General features: G+C 42.4%; 20 protein-coding genes. 18 read left to right on the top strand and 2 right to left on the bottom strand.

What is annotated here, in order from left to right; all coding sequences use genetic code 11:
* The first annotated feature begins 268 nt into the window (after positions 1-268).
* The 16 genes from mraZ to KFE17_06715 all read left to right on the top strand — a co-directional run bounded on the left by mraZ (position 269) and on the right by KFE17_06715 (position 17703).
* Positions 269-706 (top strand): division/cell wall cluster transcriptional repressor MraZ, encoded by a 438-nt coding sequence (gene mraZ, locus KFE17_06790; GenBank protein ID QUO33423.1) that lies wholly within the window; start codon positions 269-271, stop codon positions 704-706.
* A 26-nt stretch (positions 707-732) separates the two neighbouring features.
* A complete protein-coding gene (gene rsmH / locus KFE17_06785; protein QUO33422.1) occupies positions 733-1668 on the top strand; it encodes a 16S rRNA (cytosine(1402)-N(4))-methyltransferase RsmH in 936 nt (311 codons plus the stop codon).
* Positions 1669-1702: 34 nt separating this feature from the next.
* Positions 1703-2218, top strand: coding sequence for a hypothetical protein (locus tag KFE17_06780; protein QUO33421.1), 516 nt, complete (start codon positions 1703-1705; stop codon positions 2216-2218).
* A gap of 11 nt (positions 2219-2229) precedes the next feature.
* On the top strand, positions 2230-4152 hold the full coding sequence (locus KFE17_06775; protein ID QUO33420.1) for a penicillin-binding protein 2: 1923 nt from the start codon (positions 2230-2232) through the stop codon (positions 4150-4152).
* Between the two features lie 56 nt (positions 4153-4208).
* On the top strand, positions 4209-5963 hold the full coding sequence (locus KFE17_06770) for a peptidoglycan glycosyltransferase (GenBank protein ID QUO33419.1): 1755 nt from the start codon (positions 4209-4211) through the stop codon (positions 5961-5963).
* A 115-nt stretch (positions 5964-6078) separates the two neighbouring features.
* The gene (mraY, locus tag KFE17_06765) at positions 6079-7038 is read left to right on the top strand and encodes a phospho-N-acetylmuramoyl-pentapeptide-transferase (protein ID QUO33418.1); all 960 of its coding nucleotides are present in this window, start codon (positions 6079-6081) and stop codon (positions 7036-7038) included.
* An 11-nt stretch (positions 7039-7049) separates the two neighbouring features.
* Entirely contained in the window at positions 7050-8405 is a 1356-nt protein-coding gene (gene murD / locus KFE17_06760; GenBank protein QUO33417.1) for a UDP-N-acetylmuramoyl-L-alanine--D-glutamate ligase, read from the top strand.
* Positions 8406-8419: 14 nt separating this feature from the next.
* On the top strand, positions 8420-9505 hold the full coding sequence (locus KFE17_06755; GenBank protein ID QUO33416.1) for a cell division protein FtsW: 1086 nt from the start codon (positions 8420-8422) through the stop codon (positions 9503-9505).
* Positions 9506-9662: 157 nt separating this feature from the next.
* A complete protein-coding gene (locus KFE17_06750) occupies positions 9663-10634 on the top strand; it encodes a hypothetical protein (protein QUO33415.1) in 972 nt (323 codons plus the stop codon).
* Positions 10635-10835: 201 nt separating this feature from the next.
* Complete coding sequence (ftsZ, locus tag KFE17_06745; GenBank protein ID QUO33414.1) at positions 10836-12053, top strand: cell division protein FtsZ; 1218 nt, start codon at positions 10836-10838, stop codon at positions 12051-12053.
* A 280-nt stretch (positions 12054-12333) separates the two neighbouring features.
* Positions 12334-13119, top strand: a complete 786-nt coding sequence (locus KFE17_06740) for a sigma-E processing peptidase SpoIIGA (GenBank protein ID QUO33413.1) — start codon at positions 12334-12336, stop codon at positions 13117-13119.
* A 13-nt stretch (positions 13120-13132) separates the two neighbouring features.
* The gene (sigE, locus tag KFE17_06735) at positions 13133-13873 is read left to right on the top strand and encodes an RNA polymerase sporulation sigma factor SigE (protein QUO33412.1); all 741 of its coding nucleotides are present in this window, start codon (positions 13133-13135) and stop codon (positions 13871-13873) included.
* 120 nt (positions 13874-13993) lie between these two features.
* Complete coding sequence (locus KFE17_06730) at positions 13994-15616, top strand: MBL fold metallo-hydrolase (GenBank protein ID QUO33411.1); 1623 nt, start codon at positions 13994-13996, stop codon at positions 15614-15616.
* 121 nt (positions 15617-15737) lie between these two features.
* A complete protein-coding gene (sigG, locus tag KFE17_06725; protein ID QUO33410.1) occupies positions 15738-16514 on the top strand; it encodes an RNA polymerase sporulation sigma factor SigG in 777 nt (258 codons plus the stop codon).
* Positions 16515-16765: 251 nt separating this feature from the next.
* Positions 16766-17413 (top strand): HAD family hydrolase, encoded by a 648-nt coding sequence (locus KFE17_06720; protein QUO33409.1) that lies wholly within the window; start codon positions 16766-16768, stop codon positions 17411-17413.
* Between the two features lie 26 nt (positions 17414-17439).
* On the top strand, positions 17440-17703 hold the full coding sequence (locus tag KFE17_06715; GenBank protein ID QUO33408.1) for a glyoxalase: 264 nt from the start codon (positions 17440-17442) through the stop codon (positions 17701-17703).
* 51 nt (positions 17704-17754) lie between these two features.
* On the opposite strand, the gene KFE17_06710 is transcribed toward KFE17_06715, so the two are convergent.
* The gene (locus KFE17_06710) at positions 17755-18186 is read right to left on the bottom strand and encodes a hypothetical protein (GenBank protein QUO33407.1); all 432 of its coding nucleotides are present in this window, start codon (positions 18184-18186) and stop codon (positions 17755-17757) included.
* Positions 18187-18306: 120 nt separating this feature from the next.
* Here KFE17_06710 and pth point away from each other — a divergent pair, with 120 nt between their 5' ends.
* The gene (gene pth, locus KFE17_06705; GenBank protein QUO33406.1) at positions 18307-18891 is read left to right on the top strand and encodes an aminoacyl-tRNA hydrolase; all 585 of its coding nucleotides are present in this window, start codon (positions 18307-18309) and stop codon (positions 18889-18891) included.
* 1 nt (position 18892) lies between these two features.
* Positions 18893-22264 (top strand): transcription-repair coupling factor, encoded by a 3372-nt coding sequence (gene mfd / locus KFE17_06700; protein QUO33405.1) that lies wholly within the window; start codon positions 18893-18895, stop codon positions 22262-22264.
* Positions 22265-22313: 49 nt separating this feature from the next.
* Here the strand turns inward: mfd and KFE17_06695 are convergent, their stop codons facing one another.
* Positions 22314-23642 (bottom strand): hypothetical protein, encoded by a 1329-nt coding sequence (locus tag KFE17_06695; protein QUO33404.1) that lies wholly within the window; start codon positions 23640-23642, stop codon positions 22314-22316.
* Between the last annotated feature and the right edge of the window lie 83 nt (positions 23643-23725).

Below are 23725 nucleotides of genomic sequence, written 5' to 3'. Positions count from 1 at the left end.
TGTTTTTTTGTCTAAAAATACTTCTGGGAAGTGTTTAAAGGGAATTTGATGTAAAACACACCCCACTTTGCCCCACTAAATTTTAAAAACCTTAAGAAAATGCTAATTTTCTCTGTATTTTACCGGAATTTGCCAGTCCACTTTTTTGAAAATAGCACTTGAAATCACTATAAAAGTAGTTTACAATAAGTTCAGGTGGTAAAAAGTGGTGACAAGTGGCGCAAAGTGGCACGAAAGTGGCAGGCCACTTTGGAAGTAGGTGTTTTGGATGCTGACAGGTGAATTTAATCACAGTATTGATGCAAAGGGCCGGTTGATTATTCCATCAAAGTTTCGGGAAGATCTTGGGGAGGATTTCCTGATAACGAAGGGGTTTGATCACTGCTTATTTGTGTATCCAAATAGCGAATGGAAAGCACTGGAAACCAAGTTAAAAGCCTTACCACTCAATAATCCGAACGCAAGAAAACTGACACGATTCCTCGTAGGAAGTGCGGTAGACGGCGGCGTGGATAAACAAGGTAGAGTATTAATCTCTTCTGCCCTCAGAGAGTTTGCAGGACTGGACAAGGAAGTTGTTCTGGTTGGCGTACTGAATCGTGTTGAGATTTGGGACAAAGCAAAATGGGATGAAACAAATGCACTTGTGGAAGAAGATGTAGATGACATTGCAAGCGGTATGGAAGATCTGGGGTTAATGATTTAAAAATATTTTCCGGGGAGCGATTGTAAATGGAATTTAATCACACATCTGTATTATTGGAAGAGACAGTAAATGGTCTGAACATCAAGCCAGACGGCATTTACGTGGATGGAACGCTTGGTGGCGGCGGACATGCCTATGAGGTATGTAAGCAATTAAGTCAAATGGGGAGATTTATAGGAATAGATCAGGATGAGGCGGCGATTGAAGCTGCCGGTTCCAGATTGCGTGACTTTGGGGAGAAAGTTACAATAGTGCGGAGCAACTATTGTGATATGAAGTCGCGGCTCCGTGAACTTGGCATTGACAAAGTAGATGGGATCGTACTTGATCTGGGTGTATCGTCTTATCAGTTGGATACAGCAGAGCGAGGTTTTTCTTATCGCGCAGATGCTCCTTTGGACATGAGGATGGACAGGCGTCAGCCTGTAACGGCAAAGGACATTGTCAATGGCTATTCCGAGAAGGACCTGTTTCGTATTATCCGGGACTATGGGGAAGATCGTTTTGCGAAGAATATCGCAAAGCATATTTGTCTCGCACGCGAAAAAGGTCCGATTGAGACAACAGGGGAGTTGGCTGAGATTATCAGTCATGCAATCCCTATGAAAATACAGAAAACATCAGGACATCCGGCAAAAAGGACGTTTCAGGCAATTCGGATTGAATTGAATCATGAGCTGGATGTATTGAGAGATACGCTGGATGAGATGATCGATCTGCTGAATCCGGGTGGAAGGATTTGTATTATTACATTTCATTCGCTGGAAGATCGCATCGTGAAGAGCAATTTTAAGAAGAATGAAGATCCATGTACATGTCCGAGTGATTTTCCGGTCTGTGTGTGTGGTAAGAAATCAAAAGGTAAAGTAATTACGAGAAAGCCAATCCTTCCGGGAGAAGAAGAACTTTCGGTAAACAGTCGCTCGAAGAGCGCAAAGCTCCGGATTTTTGAGAGAAGATAGATTGGCAGAACAAGAAGAAAGGAAGACGTGCAAAGTGGCAAACAGAAGGCATGCAGGACAAATAAATAGACAGCCTTACTATGTATACGGCAATACAGTGCGGAAGGAAGAGATACTGCCGCAGCAGGAACAGCCGGTGGAGATGCCAAAGAAACGCGCAAGTGTTCAGGTACGGAGAAACCGCAGAAATGCAATGCATATGAGTCCGGGATATGTGGTGTTTTTAAGCGCTGCAGCAATATTGGTATTGGCAGTTTGCGTTTCTTATTTGAAACTTCAGAACGAAGCTGTGAACCGTTCGGAAACGATTGCTGTGATGCAGCAGGAGCTTGCAGCACAGAAAGAAGAGAATACCACACGCTACAATGCACTGATGGATAAGATCAATCTGAATGATATCCGCACGCGGGCAATGAATGAACTTGGGATGGTATATGCTTCAAAGGATCAGGTGATTTCTTACCAGAGCCCGACCAATGACTATGTGAAGCAGTACGAAGCGATTCCGGACAGCGGTGTTGTTGCCAGAGCTGAAAAAGCAGAGAAATAACAGGTGAGTGAATGGCGAAGAAAAAAAAGAGAAAATTTGAATTTTTGCGGAAAAAATTTCCGATGAAAATGCAGAAAAAGCTGGTAATGCTATTTATGGCAGTTATACTGGCTTTTGTTGGTTTAATTATTCGAATTACATACATTAATGCATCCAGCGGAGAAAAGTATACAAAAATCGTTTTGGATCAGCAGCAATATGACAGCAAGATCATTCCGTTTAAGCGGGGAGATATTCTCGACAGGAACGGCAGTAAGTTAGCGACAAGCGAGAGAGTATATAATGTAATTTTAGATGCAAAGGTGTTATTGTCAGATGAAAAGAAGCAGGAAAAGATTATTTCTGAGACAGCATCTGTTGTGCAGGAATGTTTCGGAATTACAGAAGCAGAACTTCGTGCAACTTTAAAAGAGAAACCGGAAAGCCGGTATATTATTATGAAAAAGCAGATTGATTATGATACGGCAAAGAAATTTGAAGAAATGGATGCGGACAATGAAAATTATCCGCTTCTTATGGGAATCTGGCTGGAAGATGATTACATCAGATCCTATCCGTATGATACGCTTGCCAGCGATGTGCTTGGATTTACGTCTTCCGGAAATGTGGGAAATGGCGGTCTTGAGAGTTCTTACAACGATATTTTAAATGGAACCGATGGAAGAGAGTATGGGTATCTTGATTACGATTCCTCGTTAGAGCGGGTAGTAAAAGAAGCAAAGAATGGCGACCATATTGTTACAACGCTTGACCTGAACCTGCAGAGTATGGTAGAAGAAGTTATTGCGGAATTTAATAAAGAATATGAGAAATATGACGAGACAACCGGACGGAGAACGGAGCTTGGAAGTAAAAATACAGCTGTGATTATTATGGATCCGAATACAGGAAGCATTCTGACAGAGGCGACTTATCCGTTTTACAATCTGAATGATCCAAGAGATCTGACTTCTTTCTATTCGGATGAAGAAATTGCGAATCTGGAAAACACAACGAATGAAAAAACAGGTGTGAATGGAAAGATTGAAGCGCTTCAGGAAATCTGGAAAAACTTTGCGGTGACAGATACATTTGAGCCGGGTTCAACAATGAAACCATTTACCGTGGCAGCGGGACTTGAAAGTGGAAAACTTACCGGTAACGAAACATATGTCTGCGGCGGTTCGCTTCGGGTTGTGGAAAATGCAGCGCCGATTCCATGTCACTACAAAGATGGACATGGAACGGAAACAATTCAGGATGCGGTGGCAAATTCCTGTAATGTGGCTCTGATGCATATGGCAAGCGCTATTGGTCCGGAAGAATTTTGCAAATATCAGAAGATTTTTGGATTTGGCGAGTATACCGGAATCGATTTACCAGGAGAAGCGCTTGGTATTTTATATCAGGCAGAAGATATGGGACCGATTGACCTGGCGACCAACTCTTTTGGGCAGAACTTTAATGTGACGATGACACAGATGGCAGCAGCATTTTGTTCGCTCGTAAATGGAGGCAATTATTATGAGCCGCATCTCGTGAAACAGATTCAGGATGCAGATGGAAATGTAATTGAGAATAAAGATCCGGTCTTAATGAAAAAAACAATTTCCCAGAAAACTTCTGATATGGTAAAAGAATACCTTCGGGCAGTTGTTGAATACGGAACCGGAACCGACTATCAGATTGAAGGCTATGATATTGGAGGTAAGACAGGTACAGCGCAGAAGCATCCGAGAAGTGAAAATAAACATTTGCTTTCATTTGCCGGAGCAGCGCCGATTAGCAATCCGGAAGTCGTGATCTATGTTGTGATTGATGAGATCAATACGGATAATCAGTCCAACAGCGCTTATGTGGCAGACCTTTCGAAAAGAATTATGGAAAAGGTATTCCCGTATCTGGGGATTACCCAAATAGAACCGGCGGCAGATGATGTGCCGGCAGAAGAATAGGAATAACCCTGTGGAATCATTAATAAACTGTATCAATGATTCTGCAGGGATTTTTTATGCGAAATAAGACTTATAATAAGAAGAAAATGTTTGTAATCTTTCTCTGTGCCGGCGCTGTATTGCTGGCGCTGGTTGGGCGGCTTATCTACTTAATGCTGTTTGATGCAGAATACTATCAAAATCGGGCAGAACAGCTCCATGAGCGGGAGCGGGATATTAAAGCAGCCAGAGGAGAAATTGTAGATGTAAATGGAAAAGTATTGGCGACAAACAGGACGGTATGTACGATCTCTGTAATTTATAATCAGGTGGAAGACAAGGAAGCAGTAATACAGATGCTTGTAAGAGAGCTTGGAATGTCAGAAAGCGCTGTGAGGAAACGAGTAGAGAAAGTATCTTCGATTGAACGGATTAAGACAAATGTGGATAAAGAGACCGGGGATAGGATTAGAGGTTATGATCTTGCGGGAGTGAAAGTGGATGAAGACTTTAAGCGATTCTATCCGTATGAAGATCTTGGCGCCACGGTAATCGGCTTTACCGGTGGAGATAACCAGGGAATTATTGGTTTGGAAGTAAAATATGAAGAGTATCTAAAGGGAGTCAATGGGAAAATATTGACTACAACAGATGCGAGAGGAATCGAATTAAATGGAGTGGCAGAGGATAGAATGGAGCCGGAGACCGGACATACACTGCAGATCAGTATGGACTATAATATTCAGGAATATGTGCAGCAGGAAGCTGAAAAAGTTATGGAACAAAAACAGGCAGATGGGGTATCGATTCTTTTGATGAATCCGAAAAACGGTGAGATAAAGGCTATGGTAAATGTACCGGAATTTAACTTGAATGATCCATTTACATTACACGAAAAGGAAGAAGAAGGTGAGCTGACGCCGGAAGAGAAACAGGATCGGCTGAACCGTATGTGGAGAAATCGTTGTATCAACGATACCTATGAACCAGGTTCCACATTTAAAATCATTACCTCTTCAGCCTGCCTGGAAGAAGGTGTTGTTACACCTGAATCAACTTTTTCCTGTCCGGGCTATAAGATTGTGGAAGATCGGAAGATCCGGTGCCATAAAGTGGGAGGGCATGGAAGTGAAACCTTTGTCCAGGGAGTTCAGAATTCCTGTAATCCGGTTTTCATGGAGATTGGTTTGCGGCTTGGTGCGGAAAAATTTTGTGATTATTTTAAACAGTTCGGATTGATGAATCTGACAGGGGTGGATCTTCCGGGAGAAGCAGGAACGATTATGCATAAGCAGGAAGATATCGGACTGGTGGAGCTGGCAACGATGACATTTGGACAGTCATTTCAGATTACTCCGGTACGGATGGCTGCTACAGTAAGCGCTCTGATCAATGGAGGAAAGAGCATTACGCCTCATTTTGGCATGAAAGTACTGGACAAAGAAGGAAAAGAAATTAAAACATTTCAATACAAAAAAGATGATCGGATTGTATCAGAAGAAACTTCTGCGTTAATGCGAGAAATCTTGGAAAGCGTAGTGTCGGAAGGCTCTGGAAAGAATGCCTATATTGATGGATATCGAATCGGGGGGAAGACGGCAACTTCACAGACATTGCCGAGGAGTGCGAGAAAATATATTTCTTCCTTTATAGGGTTTGCTCCGGCAGATGATCCGCAGATTCTTGGCATGGTCATTATCTACAATCCGCAGGGAATTTATTATGGGGGAACGATTGCAGCGCCGATTCTTAGGGAAATCTTTGAAAATGTTCTTCCATATATGGGACTGGAGAAAGATCCGGCAATTATGCGGGAGACAAAAGAGGAGTAATTACTGCATTTCAATGGAGACAGATCATCGCAAATGTGGCAGAATAGTTGAAAACAGAGGGAAAATAAGGTATACTGAATAAGTTAAAAAAACAAAAGAGATAAAGAGGTGGCGTATGAATTATTATATCATAGTAATACCAGTATTGATTTCGTTTGTACTCAGCGTGCTGATGGGGCCGGTTGTGATTCCGTTTCTGCGCAGATTGAAGATGGGGCAGACAGAACGTGTAGAAGGTGTCCAATCGCATTTGAAGAAAGCCGGAACTCCTACAATGGGCGGTGTGATGATCTTGATCAGTGTACTTGTAACATCCCTGTTTTATGTGAAGGATTACCCAAAGATCATCCCGGTACTTTTTGTGACGGTCGGATTTGGTTTGATCGGATTTCTGGATGATTATCTGAAAGTTGTAATGAAACGCTCTGATGGACTATTTCCGATGCAGAAGATGGCGCTTCAGATCGTTGTTACGGCTGTGTTTGCATTTTACCTTGTGAAGTTTACAGATGTTTCGCTGACGATGCTGATTCCGTTTTCCGGAGGAAACTATCTGGACATTGGCTGGCTTGCGATCCCACTGCTGTTTATTGCGGTGATTGGTACTGTAAATGGTGTGAATTTCACAGACGGTCTGGATGGTCTGGCATCAAGTGTTACAGTTCTTGTAGCTACGTTTTTCACGGTCATTGCTGTTGGAACAAAGAGCGGACTGGAGCCGGTTACATGTGCGGTTGTCGGAGCGTTGCTTGGATTCTTATTGTTTAATGTTTATCCGGCAAAGGTATTCATGGGAGATACCGGTTCACTGGCGCTTGGAGGATTTGTTGCATCCACAGCGTATATGCTGCAGATGCCGATCTTCATTGTAATTGTTGGAATGATCTATTTTGTGGAAGTTCTTTCTGTTATGATCCAGGTTACATATTTTAAAAAGACCGGAGGAAAGCGTTTCTTTAAGATGGCACCGATCCATCATCATTTTGAATTATGCGGATGGTCAGAGACAAGAGTTGTTGCGGTATTTTCAATTATTACTGCAATTCTCTGTCTGATCGCGCTGTTGGCGTTATAGGAGGAAGAATCATGGATGTTAGAGGTCAGAATGTACTTGTATTCGGTTCCGGAAAGAGCGGGATCGGAGCATGCCGTCTGTTGGAACACCAGGGCGCTTCCGTCATTCTCTACGATGGAAATGCAGCGCTTTGTGCAGAGGAATTAAAAGAGAAAATAGGGTGTGACAGTATTGAAGTCATACTGGGAGAACTCCCGGAAGAAGTGATTGAGAAACTGACGCTGGCGGTACTAAGTCCGGGTGTGCCGACAGATATTGAACCGGTAAACCGCATGCGGGAAAAGGGCGTGAAGATCTGGGGAGAGATTGAACTTGCCTATACATATGGCAAGGGAGATGTACTTGCCATTACCGGTACAAATGGAAAGACGACAACAACGACATTGCTCGGAGAGATTATGAAAGCATGGAAAGAAAGTGTCTTTGTTGTTGGGAATATCGGCAATCCATATACAGAAGAAGTGGAGAAGATGACCGGGGAGAGCGTGACTGTTGCTGAGATTTCCAGTTTTCAGCTTGAGACAATTGAGAAATTCTGTCCGAAGATCAGTGCGATTCTGAATATTACACCGGATCATTTGAACCGGCATCATACAATGGAGGCTTACATTGAAGCAAAGAAAGCCATTGCAAAGAATCAGGGTGCAGAAGAGTACTGTGTGCTTAACTATGAGGATGAAGCGCTTCGTTCGTTCGGAGAAGAGATTCAGACAAATGTATTTTATTTTAGCAGCAGAAGAACACTGTCAAGAGGAATTTATCTGGAAAATGGCAATATGATATATAGAGACGGCGAACAGGTGACTCTCTGCCATGTAGAGGAACTGAAACTTCTCGGTGTGCATAATTATGAGAATGTAATGGCAGCAGCAGCTATGGCACTGCTTTATAAAGTACCGGTGGAAGTGGTTCGAGAAGTGATTTTAAAGTTTACCGGAGTAGAGCATCGGATTGAGTTTGTTGCAGAGAAACATGGAGTTTTCTATTACAATGATTCTAAAGGAACAAATCCGGATGCAGCAATCCGTGGGATACGGGCGATGAACCGTCCAACGTGTCTGATCGGCGGAGGATATGATAAGGAATCGGAGTACGATGAATGGATTCAGGCATTTGACGGAAAAGTAAAAAAATTTGTTCTGATTGGTAAAACAAGAGAAAAGATAGCTGCCTGTGCCAGAAAATACGGATTTCCGGAAGAGGATATTCTTATGGCAGACACTTTTGAAGAGGCAGTGGCATTCTGTACGGCGAATGCACAACCGGGAGACGCAGTGCTTTTATCACCGGCATGCGCAAGCTGGGGAATGTTCAAAAATTATGAAGAACGTGGAGATAAATTCAAAGAACTTGTAAATGCATTATAGGGAGTGATGAACGATTGCCGCGTTCCGATAAAAAGAAAACATACGATACAACACTGCTTGTAATTGTATTTCTGCTGGCGGGGATAGGACTTTTAATCCTTTACAGCACAAGTGCATATAACGGGCGTGTGAAATTCCATGATTCTTTTTACTATTTGAAAAAACAGGCTTTTGCCACACTACTTGGATTTGGGATGATGTTTCTTACCGCGAAGATTGATTATCATATATGGCGGCCGCTGGCGCTGCCGGGATATCTGCTTGCGATTGCGTTGTCTACAGCCGTATTATTTGTGGGAGAAGAGATTAATGGGTCCAAAAGATGGTTATCTTTGGGCCCGTTGTCATTTCAGCCGTCTGAATATGCAAAGGTAGCGCTGATTCTCTATCTGGCCTGTATCGTTGTACAGAATGTAAAAAAGATTGACCGGATCGGGACGTTGATCCGGATTATGCTTCTGGTGCTTCCAATCGTAGGACTTGTAGGCTCTAATAACTTGAGTACGGCAATTATTATTCTTGGGATTGCGGTTATTTTGATTTTCATCGCAAGTCCGAAATACGGACAGTTTATATGGATGGGGGCAGCCGGAGCAGGATTTCTTGGGATTTTTCTTGCGCTGGAGAGCTATCGTCTGGAACGGATTGCAATCTGGAGGCATCCTGAACTTTATGAAAAAGGGTATCAGACATTGCAAGGGCTTTATGCCATTGGCTCCGGAGGGCTGTTCGGCGTGGGACTTGGGAAAAGTATTCAGAAACTCGGATTTGTACCGGAAGCGCAAAATGATATGATTTTTTCTATTATCTGTGAAGAACTTGGTCTTGTCGGGGCGAGTACGATCATTATTTTGTTTCTTATATTAATCTGGCGTTTCTTCGTAATTGCGACAAAGGCAAAGGATCTCTTTGGGGCGCTGATTGCATCAGGAGCTATGGCGCATATGATGATTCAGGTCATTTTAAATATTGCGGTCGTTACCAATAGTATTCCAAATACCGGGATCACACTTCCGTTTATTAGTTATGGAGGAACTTCTGTCATGTTTCTTCTGATTGAGATGGGGCTTGTATTGAGTGTTTCAGCCACAATCACATAGAGGATAAAAGACATAAGAGATGAGTTGTGAAGCCGGCTTCCTTGTGGTTGGAAAAGTTTGTCGGAAGTTTTGCGGGAAAAAGGGGTTGGCGAAGAATCGGAAGTCTGATAGAATAAAAAGGATACCAGAAGAAACAGCAATGCGAGGAGGATCTGTTATGGAAGGGGAAAAACGAAGGATAAAAGGAAAAATCGTGCGTCAGATCTATGCAGTTCTGATTATACTTCTAGGCCTTCTGATTCTGGGAATGAGTGTTGTGATTTTATTTCACACAAAAGAGATTGAGGTTGGCGGATTGGAATATGCTTCCGACACGGAAGTCATAGAATGGGTAAAGCAGGATGAGATGTCTGCAAATACACTTTATCTGCTTTGGAAATATCGCATGCAGAAACCGGAGCTCCTTCCGTTTATAGATGAGGTAAAGGTTACGTTAAAGTCTCCCTGGTCAGTCAAAATAAATGTTACGGAGAAAAAAATTGTCGGATATATTGCAGCGGAGGAAGGCTATTATTATTTTGACAAGGAGGGACTTGTTGTATTCCAAAATGAAGTACCATTGGAAGAGGTTCCGTGTATTGAAGGAATGGAAGTGGAAGAGAAAAAGCTGTACCATCAATTAAAGACTGCAGACAATAAGGTGTTTGCACATATTCTTGATGTAACACAGCTTTTGAAAAAGGAAGAATTAAAACCGGACAGAATTTTAAGTGACGGAAAGAATGTAACGCTGTATTTTGGCGCAATTTGTGTGGAGCTTGGTTCAGGAGGTTATGCCAATAAAGTTGTACAGCTTCCGGCAGTGCTTGGAAAACTGGAAGGTCAGACCGGAATTCTGCAGATGAAGTATTATAATGCAGACAGTAAATATATTAGTTTCCGCCGGACGGATCCGGAAGCGGAGGCGGCAAAAGCGGAAGCAGAAGCTGCAGCAGCAGAGGCAGCCCGGCAGGAAGCTGAAAATCAGGAAGAAGGAGCCGGGGATGCGCAAGAGAACGCAGAAGAAGACGGCATGACAGATGACGGCATGGGAGATAATATTGACAGCAGCGATACATCCGGGGAGGACTACGGAAGCGATTCCGGAAGTGACTCGGGAGAAGATTCTTATGAGGGAGAAGATTATTAAATTCCAAAGAAAAAGAAATGCATTTTAAGAAACAAAAAATATTCCCGTAAAAAGCATAAAAATTTAGAAAAATAGAAAAAATGCTATTGATTATTTTCCAGAAAACTTATATTATATAACTATGTGGACATTGCACTATTAAAATAAGAAAAGGCAGCAAGGGAAGTATAAAGATAAAAGGTGACAAAGGAGGAGAAACTCTTGTTAGAAATTAAGACAAATGAATCAGAAGCAGCAGCAAGAATTATAGTGGTTGGTGTCGGTGGAGGCGGAAATAACGCAGTCAACCGAATGATAGATGAACAGATCGTTGGTGTTGAATTTATCGCGATCAACACAGATAAACAGGCACTTCAGTTATGTAAGGCTCCGACATTAATGCAGATTGGAGACAAGCTTACAAAAGGACTTGGTGCAGGAGCAAAACCGGAGATCGGTGAGAAAGCAGCAGAAGAAAGTGCAGAAGAAATCCAGGCAGCATTAAAAGGTGCAGACATGGTATTCGTTACATGTGGTATGGGCGGCGGAACAGGAACAGGTGCAACTCCTGTTGTTGCAAAGATCGCAAAAGACATGGGTGCTTTGACTGTAGGTGTTGTTACAAAACCATTCCACTTTGAGTCTAAGACTCGTATGAACAATGCGTTATCAGGAATTGAGAAATTAAAAGAAAATGTAGATACATTAATCGTCATCCCGAATGACAAGCTTCTTGAGATCGTTGACAGAAGAACAACAATGCCGGAAGCTTTAAAGAAAGCGGATGAGGTACTTCAGCAGGGTATTCAGGGAATCACAGACCTGATCAATGTACCGTCTCTGATCAACCTTGACTTTGCCGATGTTCAGACAGTTATGACAGACAAAGGTATTGCTCATATCGGTATCGGTTATGGTAAGGGTGATGAGAAAGCATTGGATGCAGTAAAAGAGGCTGTAGCAAGTCCATTGCTTGAGACAACAATTGCAGGTGCTTCTCATGTTATCATCAATATTTCCGGAGATATTTCTCTTATGGATGCAAGTGATGCAGCAGAATATGTTCAGGATCTTGCAGGAGAAGAGGCAAATATCATCTTTGGTGCGATGTATGATGATTCTAAGACAGATGAAGCAATCATTACAGTTATCGCTACAGGTCTTCATACAACCGGAGGCGCAGCAGCAAAATTGAAATCAAGACTGGAAGGACAGCGTCAGGCATCCGTATTTGGCGGACAGCAGGCTCCTCACCAGGGAACACAGAGAGGTCTTGACTACAGCATGGCACCGGGACAGTATGCGACACCGCATTACACACCGGGACAGTATTCTCAGAGAACATCTGATCAGGCTCCTTCTTTCAATCAGCCAAAGGCTCCGCAGGGAAGCAGAGTGAAAGAACAGTCCATTAAGATTCCGGATTTCTTTAAGAGATAAGAAATGCTATAAAAGAATCAGAACATAATCAGAAGAGTCATTGTGACAGGCAGAACAATTGCCGTCCGATGACTCTTTTTTTGGTTACATAGAAAATCTCTTCGGAATCCGATGTAATCGAAAACGCATTTCCTGTAAAAAGTTGCAGATAGCAGTTCCTGTCGAAAGATTTCCGGTTTTTCTTACTGCATCTGACAAAATTCTAAAATATTTTATTCTATAATAAACGTTGCTTGCATACCAAATCGATTTTGTATCAAAAGAAGAAAGAGGGCGGAACATGTATTATGAATTGTATATAGATGTCTTGTTTCTCGTAAATTTTATGATGGATTATCTGCTTTTACTGGCAGTAAGCAGAATCCTCACATGTACTGCCACACATGTGTCAATCTTTGCGGGAGCATTTATGGGAGCAATCTCTACCTGTGCGGTTATCTGCATACCGGGGCATCATTTTCTGATGAAATTCATTTTGTTCCATATTGTCATAAATACTATTATGATTCGAGCAGGACTTAAAATCAAGGAAAGAAAAAAGTTTCTTCAAGCGTATTTACTCCTTTACATATGCGCTTTTTTTCTGGGAGGTGCGATGCAGTTTCTCGGGAGTCATGTGAAAACAGCGGGGCTTTTTGTGCTGATTGCTGCAATCAGTTATGAAGTGATGCAGGGAGCTTTCTGGATGCTGGCACAATTGCGGAGTATTCAGAATTACAGATGCAAAGTGACGGTGTATTTGAATGGAATTTCCCATACCGTAGAAGCGCTGATTGATACTGGAAATCAGCTCTGTGATCCGATTACAAAAGTACCGGTTCATGTACTGGGTGCAGAGACGATGCCAAAGGAGTGGAAGAGACAGAAGGTGCAGGGAATTCGCATGATTCCATTTCATTCTGTTGGAAAGAGTGAAGGAATGATTCCGGCGATTTTTGCAGAAAAGATGGTTGTAGAATCGGGAAAAGAGAGTATCTGTATTGAGAAACCTTTAATCGGAATCTGCCAGGAAAAAGCGGTTTTTCAGGGGAGCTGCCAGATGATTTTAAATCCTGATATATTTTAGGAGGGATAGGAAAATGGTCATTAAAGTTGCCGTACCACACCAGTTTAAATTTAAAGTGATTCCAAATCTTCGGACACTGCTGTTTCAGAAAGAACAGGAAGTACATTATATCGGCGGTTCGGAGGTGCTTCCGGCGCCGCTGGAGGCAGAAAAAGAAAATGAAGCAATCAGGAATCTTGGATCGGAATACGATGAAGAGGCAAAAAAGCTTCTGATTGAACATAATCTTCGGTTAGTTGTTTATATTGCAAAAAAATTTGACAATACGGGAGTAGGAGTGGAAGATCTGATTTCGATTGGAACCATTGGGCTGATCAAAGCAATCAATACATTTAATCCTTGTAAAAATATTAAATTGGCTACATATGCTTCCCGCTGTATTGAAAATGAGATTCTTATGTATCTGCGCAGAAACAGTAAGACGAAAATGGAAGTCTCGATAGATGAGCCGCTTAATGTGGACTGGGACGGAAATGAACTGCTGCTGTCGGATATTTTAGGTACAGAGGAAGATACGATCTACAAGGATATGGAGACAGAAGCAGAGCGGAAAGTGCTGATCCGGGCGATTGGAAAGCTGTCTGACCGTGAGCGTACGATTGTGATGATGAGATTTGGGCTGAATGAACCGGATGGGAAAGAAAAGACACAGAAAGAAGTTGCAGATCTTCTTGGAATCTCTCAGTCTTATATATCCAGACTGGAGAAAAAAATCATGCAGCGGCTTCGAAGAGAAATTGTCAGATATGAATAAAAATATGTTAAAAAATATTATATTTTTGTAAAATATAAAAAAATAGTCAGATTTATGATATAATATTGGAAGATAAATGCTTTTGACATAATATTATGACTGACAAAGGGGGTTGAACTTATGAAATTAACATTCATAGGAGCAGCGCATGAGGTGACAGGAAGCTGTCATTTACTGGAAACGAACGGGAAACACATTTTGATTGACTGTGGTATGGAGCAGGGGCCGGATTTGTATGAGAATCAGGAACTGCCGGTAACAGCAGGGGAAATCGATTATGTACTTTTAACACATGCACATATTGATCATTCAGGTTTGCTCCCTTTGCTTTATAAAAATGGATTTACAGGACAGATTGTTACCACATTTGCTACAGCAGATCTTTGTAACATTATGCTTCGTGACAGTGCCCATATTCAGGAATTCGAGGCTGAGTGGCGCAACCGCAAGGCAAGGCGTTCCGGAGCAGAATTATATGAGCCGCTGTACAAGATGCAGGATGCGTTGGGGGCAATCGAACATCTTGCACCGTGCGGCTATAACCAGATCATAGATCTGTGTGATGGTGTCCGGGTAAGATTTACAGATATAGGACATTTGCTCGGATCGGCAAGTATTGAAATCTGGATCAAGGAAGCGGATGTGGAGAAGAAGATTGTCTTTTCCGGTGATGTAGGTAATGTGAATCAGCCGATTATTAAAGATCCGACACCGGTAAGATCCGCAGACTATGTTGTGATTGAATCCACTTATGGCGACCGGACGCACGGAGATGAGATACCGGATTATGTGACAGAATTTACAAGAATCCTTCGGGAGACATTTCAAAAAGGCGGCAATGTTGTCGTACCTTCCTTTGCGGTTGGCCGTACGCAGGAACTGCTGTATTTCATTCGTGAGATCAAAGAGAAGAATCTGCTTCCGGAGTTTCCGGGCTTTGAAGTGTATGTAGACAGCCCGCTTGCAATTGAAGCAACGCATGTATTTACAAAGAATATGAGGGAGTGCTTTGACGAAGATGCACTGGCTCTTGTGAATGCGGGAATCAACCCACTGATCTTTCCGGGATTAAAGACAACGATTACAAGCGAAGAGTCAAAACAGATCAATGCAGACGAGCGGCCGAAAGTAATCATTTCCGCTTCAGGTATGTGTGAAGCAGGTCGGATTCGCCATCATTTGAAACATAATCTCTGGAGAAAAGAGAATACGATTCTGTTTGTCGGATATCAGGCAGTAGGAACGCTTGGACGTAAGCTCCTTGAGGGAGCCCAGGTTGTGAAGCTCTTTGGAGAGACGATCGAGGTTCATGCGAGGATCGAATCTCTTCGCGGTATCAGTGGTCACGCAGATATGAATGGACTGCTTGGATGGCTTGATGGATTTGAAAAGAAACCGGAGCAGGTATTTGTAGTACATGGCGAGGATCAGGTTACAGATTCCTTTGCTCAGACGATTACGGACAGATTTGGGATTCCGGCATTTGCACCGTATTCCGGCGGAATGGTAGATCTCGCTTCCGGAAAGATTCTGACAGAAGGCGTAAAACAACCGAAGAAGAGTGTTGAGAAGCCGTCTACTGCAAGAGCACGCAGTGCATTTGAACGTGTCATTGCAGCTGCAAGACACCTCATGAATGTTGTTTTGAAGAATGAGGGGCTTGCCAATAAAGATCTGGCGAAGTTTGAATCACAGATTCATAATCTGGCTGATAAATGGGACAGAGATGATGTGGATCTGTAAAGAAATAAGATCAGAAGAGTTTGTCAAGGTCTATTAATTTTTATATTTTCCTTAGAATTGTATAGAAGCGCCGGTATAGGTGAAGAATCTTAGAAAGAAATCTTTCTAGGAGGATACTAGCATGGCGCTAAATAAAGTGGAAATATGCGGTGTCAATACGTCAAGTCTGCCGCTGCTAAAAGAGGAAGAAAAAGACGCTCTGTTTGAGCGGATCAAGGCAGGAGATGAAGCGGCAAAGGAAGAATATATCCGCGGAAATCTCAGACTGGTTCTGAGTGTAATTAAGCGTTTCTCCGGCAGCAACGAAAATGCGGACGATCTGTTTCAGATTGGATGCATTGGGCTGATTAAAGCAGTGAATAATTTTAATACAGAACTGGATGTAAAGTTTTCTACTTATGCGGTTCCAATGATTATCGGAGAGATTCGCAGATATATGAGAGACAATAATTCAATCCGTGTCAGCCGCTCGCTCAGAGACACCGCTTATAAAGCAATTTATGCGAAAGAAAGTTATGTGAAAAGAAATTTAAAAGAGCCAACGATTCAGGAGATCGCAGAAGAGATTGGAATTTCAAAAGAAGATATCGTATTTGCGCTTGATGCGATCCAAAGTCCTGTCAGTCTGCAGGAGCCGGTATATAATGACAGCGGCGATGCAGTCTATGTGATGGATCAGATCAGTGATAAAAAGAACCGGGAGGAAAATTGGATAGAGGAGCTGTCTCTTCAGGCGGCAATGAACCATTTGAATCCACGGGAGCGTTATATTATCGAGCTTCGCTTTTTCCATGGGAGAACGCAGATGGAAGTAGCGGAGGATATTCACATTTCCCAGGCGCAGGTCAGTCGTTTGGAAAAGAATGCGCTGAGAACAATGAAGCATTATTTAGAGTAGCTGAATTTGTAAGCACATACAGGAATAAAAAATGCAGCCCCTGCATATACTGTAATGTAAGGGGTTGATAGAAAGCATGTGTGCGGAAAAAAGAAAACGGTTCCTGAAAAAAGCGGGAATTGCAGCGATCATCTTATTGAGCATCATCGTGCAGACGGCAAGCTCGGCAATGTTTTAATGCCGGGGTTGCCGTTTTTCGTTGCAAGCAAAGCCTGAGCGTGTTATCATGTTTCCGAAAGGATGTGGCAGGAATGAATGTATGTATATTTGATCTGGACGGAACGCTGACAGATACACTGGAATCGCTTGTATATGCGACGAATCAGACGTTGGAAAACTTAGGACTGAATCCGATTACAGCGGAGCAATGCCGGGCATTTGTGGGAAACGGTGCGAGAAAATTAGTGATGGCTGCACTGGAAGCAGGAGGAGACAGAGAACTTACACATATGGAAGAAGCAATGGAATTGTATCTAAAGATATTTTCTGAGAACTGTCTTTATCATGTGAAGCCGTATGAAGGAATTTTAGAATTACTAAAAGATCTGCAGGAGAGAGGAATACGTCTTGCGGTACATTCGAATAAACCGCATGAACAGGCAGTAGATGTCGTGAGAAATATTTTCGGAGACGGGATTTTTGATGTTGTACAGGGACAGGAGGAAGGTCTTGCGCGAAAACCTGATCCGGCCGGAGTTGTACGGATTGCCGGACAGATGGACGTGGATATCAAGGAATGTATTTACATTGGAGATTCGGAAGTAGACATTCAGACCGGGGCAAATGCAGGCATTCCGGCAGTCGGAGCAGCCTGGGGATTTCGCGGCAGAACGCTTCTTTCTGAGGCGGGAGCAAAAATAATAATTGACAGACCGGAAGAATTGCTGCATTATGTTTAATATAGGACATATGAGGAGGAGAGACAATGTACGAATATGATGAAGAATGTTTAAGAGTATTCTTAAAGAAACAGGCACAGTTATTTGATGAACCGGTGGCAGAGACACTTGAGGAAGCAGAAGCGTTTCTGGAAGATTGTATGGCTGTTGTCGTAGATTCCGTGAAGGAAGTGAAAGAATACCTTGATGAAGCAGGAATGGATGTGGACGGTATGAGTGATGAAGAGATCGAAGAAGCATCCGAAGTATTCGCATTATCTGACGGACGTTATCTGATTGTAGAAGGATAACAGAGGAATCCAGAAGGTCCGGATTCGGACGACAGGAAAGAAGCCACAGTTTTATGACGCTGTGGCTTTTTTCAATGCTGTCTCGATGGCATCTAAAATGATGCGGGAAGTGTACGGATTATCTTCAGAACAGGAAATGTCTTCAAGGGATTGTTTCTCGCAGATTTGTTCTGCAATTTCTTCAATAGTTGGCTGGATAAGAGGAAACATAGTAGTGACAGCTTCACTCAGATTGACAAAGCGAATGGAGTTGATTTTGTTTTTATCAACAGTAACTTCGACTTCCAGTTCCATATTGTTTAAAGTAATCCCCGAAGTATACACACCTGGCACATAGGAGGCGCTTTTGGAGGCGTCTTTTTTGTGACCGGAACCGAACATAAAGAAGAGAAAAAGGATGAGAAGAATTGTCAGAACAGCGAAAATGACAGTGTAGATAATTTCCTTCATATGAAGTACAACGATTTTAGTTTTTGAATTCATACAGGCCTCCTGATTCATGAAAAATTCTGATGTTGTTTTTAATAATATATGAGACAGCGCAGAAAAGTATTCATAATCATGGGCTTAGGAATAGATTAAGAAAAGAGAGGAAGATAGAAGATGTTTATTATTGTAGGACTTGGAAACCCGGGAAAAGAATATGAAGGTACAAGACATAATGCGGGATTTGATGTCATAGACAGACTGGCAGATCAATATCATATTTCTGTAGAGGAGCGCAAGCACAGAGCTTTCTGCGGGAAGGGCGTGATCGGAGGACAGAAGGTAGTTCTTGTGAAGCCGCAGACATACATGAATCTTAGCGGGGAGAGTGTAAGGAGTATTGTAGATTACTATAAGATTGATGAAGAAAGTGAGCTGCTTGTAATCTTTGATGATATCAGTCTTGATGTAGGACAGATCCGTATCCGGAAAAAAGGAAGTGCGGGAGGGCATAATGGGATTAAAAATATTATTGCTCAGCTTGGGACAACGGAGTTTCAGCGAATTAAAGTCGGAGTTGGTGAGAAGCCAAAACACTATGATCTGGCAGATTATGTGCTTGGACATTTTTCCAAAGGAGAACGGGAAATTATGGAAGAGGGCTATGAAAGAGCAGTAAAAGCAGCAGAACTGATTGTAGCCGGAGCGATTGAAGAAGCAATGAATGAATATAACAAAAAAGTTGTTGTAAAGGAGTCTTAAGATGAAGGCTTTTGTAGAGCCGCTCTATGAGCTGGCAGAATTTGAGGAAATCAGAAAAAAGAGTAAGACAGGCGGTGGAATGCTGCTTCTCTCAGGTTGTGTTACTTCTCAGAAGACACACATGATGTATGCGCTGAGTGAAGGATTCCGACACAAATTAATCATCTGTGCCAGTGAATCTAAGGCGAAGGAGATGTTTGAGGAGTATCGGTTTCTTGATTCAGACATTTACTATTATCCGGCAAAGGATCTTCTCTTTTATCAGGCAGATATCCGGGGAAAAGAACTGATCCGGGAGAGAATGGAAGTGCTTCAGGCATGGATGGAGGAGGAACAGCTGACGGTTGTTACAAGCTTTGACGGTTTTATGGATTCTCTGATCCCGCCGGAAGAGATGAAGAAGCGAGTGATTCGGATCGGGGCAGCAGATGAACTGGATCTTCAGAGTATGGAAGCGTGTCTTGTAAAATTCGGATATGACAGGGAAGTACAGATTGAGGCGCCGGGACAGTTTGCAGTGCGCGGAGGGATTCTCGATATTTATCCACTGACGGAGGAAGTGCCAATCCGTATTGAACTGTGGGGAGATGAAGTGGATTCCATCCGTACTTTTGATGTGGAAAGCCAGCGTTCTATTGAGAATCTGGAAGAGGTTCTGATCTATCCGGCAACAGAGTTTCCGGAAGAAGAGGCAAAAAGAAAGTCATTTCTTGAGTATTTTGATGCGAAAGATACGATTTTGTTTCTTGATGAGCCGTCGAGATTGCTGGAAAAGGGCAATGCGGTAGAGGAAGAGTTTGTTCAGGCGCAGACCAATCGATTTGAGAGTGGCTATCATGTATCAGAGGAAGAAATGAAACTCTTTTCGGTAAAAGAGATTGTAAAGAAGATGAACGGATTTTCCATGATAGGATTCTCTATGTTAGATACGAGAAATCCGGAATTTCAGCTCAAAGACAGTTATCTGCTGACAGCAAAGGGGGTAAATCCCTATAACAATAGTTTTGAGACGTTGACAAGAGATCTGAAGCGGCTGAAACGAAGCGGCTACCGGGTAATTCTTCTGTCAGGTTCCAGGACGAGGGCAAAACGTCTTGCGGAGGATCTGAGAGACTATGATCTGAGCAGTTTCTACAGTGAAGATCAGGAACGGGCAGTAGGAGCGGGAGAGATTATGGTGTCTTATGGCCATGTGACAGAAGGATATGAGTATCCGATGCTGAAATTCATGGTCATTTCAGAGACGGACATTTTCGGAAAAAAGAAAAAGAAACGGAAACGTAAGACGTATGACGGACAGCGGATACAGAGCTTCTCAGAATTGAAGATTGGAGACTATGTGGTACATGAAACACATGGACTCGGAATTTATCAGGGAATTGAGAAGATGGAAGTGGACCGGGTAGCAAAAGACTATATTAAAATTGCTTATGCGGCAGGAGGAAATCTCTACATTCCTGCAACGCAGCTTGATCTGATACAGAAATATGCCAGTGCGGATGCAAAGACGCCGAAGTTAAATAAGCTTGGCGGAACGGAGTGGAAAAAGACAAAAGCCCGTGTGCGCAGCGCCGTGCGGGATATTGCGAAAGATCTGGTAGCGCTTTATGCTGCAAGACAAAAAGAGCAGGGATTCCAGTATGGGCCGGATACGATCTGGCAGCAGGAATTTGAGGAAATGTTCCCGTTTGAGGAGACAGATGACCAGCTGGCAGCGATTGCGGCTACGAAGGAAGATATGGAAAGTACGAAGATTATGGACCGCCTTGTCTGCGGAGATGTGGGATACGGAAAGACGGAGATTGCGATCCGGGCAGCATTTAAGGCAGTGCAGGAAAGTAAACAGGTTGTATATCTTGTTCCGACAACGATTCTGGCTCAGCAGCATTATAATACATTTTTACAGAGAATGAAGGAATTTCCGGTGCGGGTGGATCTGCTCTGCCGTTTCCGAACAAGCGCCCAGCAGAAAAAAACGATAGAGGATACGAAAAAAGGACTGGTAGATATTTTGATCGGAACACACCGGCTTCTGAGCGATGATATCGTGTATAAAGATCTGGGGCTGCTAATTATTGATGAGGAGCAGCGGTTCGGGGTACAGCATAAGGAAAAGATCAAAAAATTAAAAGAAAACGTAGACGTACTGACATTGACGGCGACACCAATCCCGCGGACGCTTCACATGAGTCTGATCGGAATTAGAGATATGAGTGTTCTGGAAGAAGCGCCAATGGACCGTATGCCGATTCAGACGTATGTGATGGAATATAGTGATGAGATGGTGCGGGAGGCGATTGAACGTGAGATTTCCAGAGGAGGACAGGTATATTATGTGTACAATCGCGTCAACGATATTGAAGAGATCACAGATCGGATCAGGAAACTTGTTCCGGATGCAGTCGTAGAATATGCCCACGGGCAGATGCGGGAACATCAATTAGAAAAAATTATGTTTGAATTTATTAATGGTGAGATTGATGTGCTCATTTCTACAACCATCATTGAAACCGGACTTGACATTTCCAATGCCAATACAATGATTATTCACGATGCAGACCGCTTCGGTCTGTCGCAGCTTTATCAGCTTCGCGGCAGGGTGGGACGTTCTAACAGGATGGCGTATGCATTTCTTCTCTATAAACGTGATAAGCTGCTGAAAGAAGTGGCAGAGAAAAGACTGGCGGCGATCCGTGAGTTTACCGATCTTGGTTCCGGTTTTAAGATCGCAATGCGTGATCTGGAGATCAGAGGCGCAGGAAATCTGCTTGGAGCGGAACAGCATGGACATATGGAAGCAGTGGGATATGATCTGTACTGTAAGATGCTGAATGAGGCGGTGAAACATCTAAAAGGAGAGCGGGAAGAGGAAGAAGATTTTGTGACAACACTGGATCTGAATATCGATGCCTTTATTCCTTCGTCTTATATTGCAAATGAATATCAGAAGCTTGACATCTATAAGAGGATTGCAGCAATCGAATCAGAAGAAGAAATGGATGATATGATCGAGGAGTTAATTGACCGGTTTGGAGATATTCCGAGAAAGGTACAGAAACTTTTAAATGTGGCGCTGCTGAAATCTCTTGCCCACAGCGCTTATGTGGCAGCAGTAGAACAAAAGGGAGATGTATTTCAGTTTACAATGTACGAAAAAGCGAAAGTCAACGCACAGCAGATTCCGGTACTTCTGCAGAAATATAAAGGCGAGCTGCAGTTTAAGGTAGAGACGCCGCCATATTTTATTTATGAGAAGAAACGTAAGAATAAGGTGGAGAAAGATGAAGATATCCTTCAGCTTGTGAAACAGATTTTGACTGATATGAAAAGTCTTTCTTTTGAATATGGGAAAATAAATAGAATAGAAAAGTAGTGTGAAAGGAAAAACAGGAGCAAATATTGACATGCTCCTGTTTTTCGTTTTAAAGATTTAATTGATAAACTTTTACTGGGCGTCCTTTTGAAGTTGTAGAGCGCGTATGAATGATAGTGGCAGCGCCTCCGTTCTCAAGATTACGAAGAATACGATTTGCATTACGGTCTGTAACTTTCAAATAAGATGCAAGCTCTTTCGTAGTGAATTCGCGAGATCCGGTTATCTTTATGATAGAAATTAGTTTTTGCAGTGTTAAGGTAGATAATTTGCATGCTTCGGCAGTTTTAAAAAGAGTTTCAGAAAGATTCTGCTGTAAATCAGGGAGCTTGGAGCTGTCGAGCGGTCCGATTAATTGACGCGATTCTGTCATAGCAAAACAACCGCCGGAAAGCTTAGATTCATGCAGTGCATATTCTGCATGTTTTTTGGCTTCTGTAATTGTATTTCCGATTCCATAGCCGACAGCAGCGGAAAGCTGATATTCATTTTCTAACAGGGTTGTAAAATATCCGGTTTCAAAATTTTTTGTAATCATTAGAATAACGCGGCGCGTTGTATAAATATAATGGGTGCCGGATTCAAACTGTGTGATGGCATCGATCAAGAAATCTTTTTTAATCTTCTGAACAATATTGTAAAACTTTTCTTTGGATTCTGGTACGGTTGTGTCATTGAATTCTGTAATGGCAATCGCAGCAGGAAGATTTTCTATATAGTTTTCAAATTGAATTTCCGATAACAGTTCTCTAATCTGAGCTTCTAATTGGGATTTTACTGGATAGAAGAAATAATAGGGAATGCCATTGGACTCCAATATAGGGGCAAGGCTGCTGTAAGAACATAAAACCATATCGATTTTTCCGCTGTTCCAAAGTTTAAGTGTTTTATCAGCAATATCAGATATGACGAGTGAAAAGTTGCCGATAGTATTTGCATCAATCCACTCGTTCATGGTTATATCCAGTTGTTTTTGATCTAACTGACGAATCAGGTACTCAACAGATATGTCAGAAGTATTTTCAAAATCATGACTGAGCGGAAGTAAAAAGTCAAAAATACAGCGTTTAGAATCTAAATCTTTTCGTGCGAGAAAAAGAGTAACTAATGCATGATAAAAAGAAAGCCAATCCGCTTGAAAAGAAATGACAGGTTTTTTAAACTCGCCTATATCATGCTTGATTGCAGCAACGGTTCCACTGCCGCTAATCATAAAACCATCTGCGGTATCTTCATATTTTCTGTAAATAGTGCCGATGTGTTCAAAAGTTGTATAGTCAACAATTGTGACATCACACTCATTATGAAATTCTTCAAATACTTTTTCAATGTAAGAGTGAAGATATATACTCGTAATAATAACAATATTTGCCTTCATGGTAACCACCTCGTATCTATTCTAACGGAAAGTCCTATAGAACTCAAGGTAAAAGTTGCGAAAAGAACATGAAAAATATAATC

The organism is Faecalicatena sp. Marseille-Q4148, from assembly GCA_018228665.1.
Lineage (GTDB): Bacteria > Bacillota > Clostridia > Lachnospirales > Lachnospiraceae > UBA9414.
The sequence above is the reverse complement of the archived record's forward strand: the minus strand, read 5'-3'. Positions and strand labels throughout refer to the sequence as shown.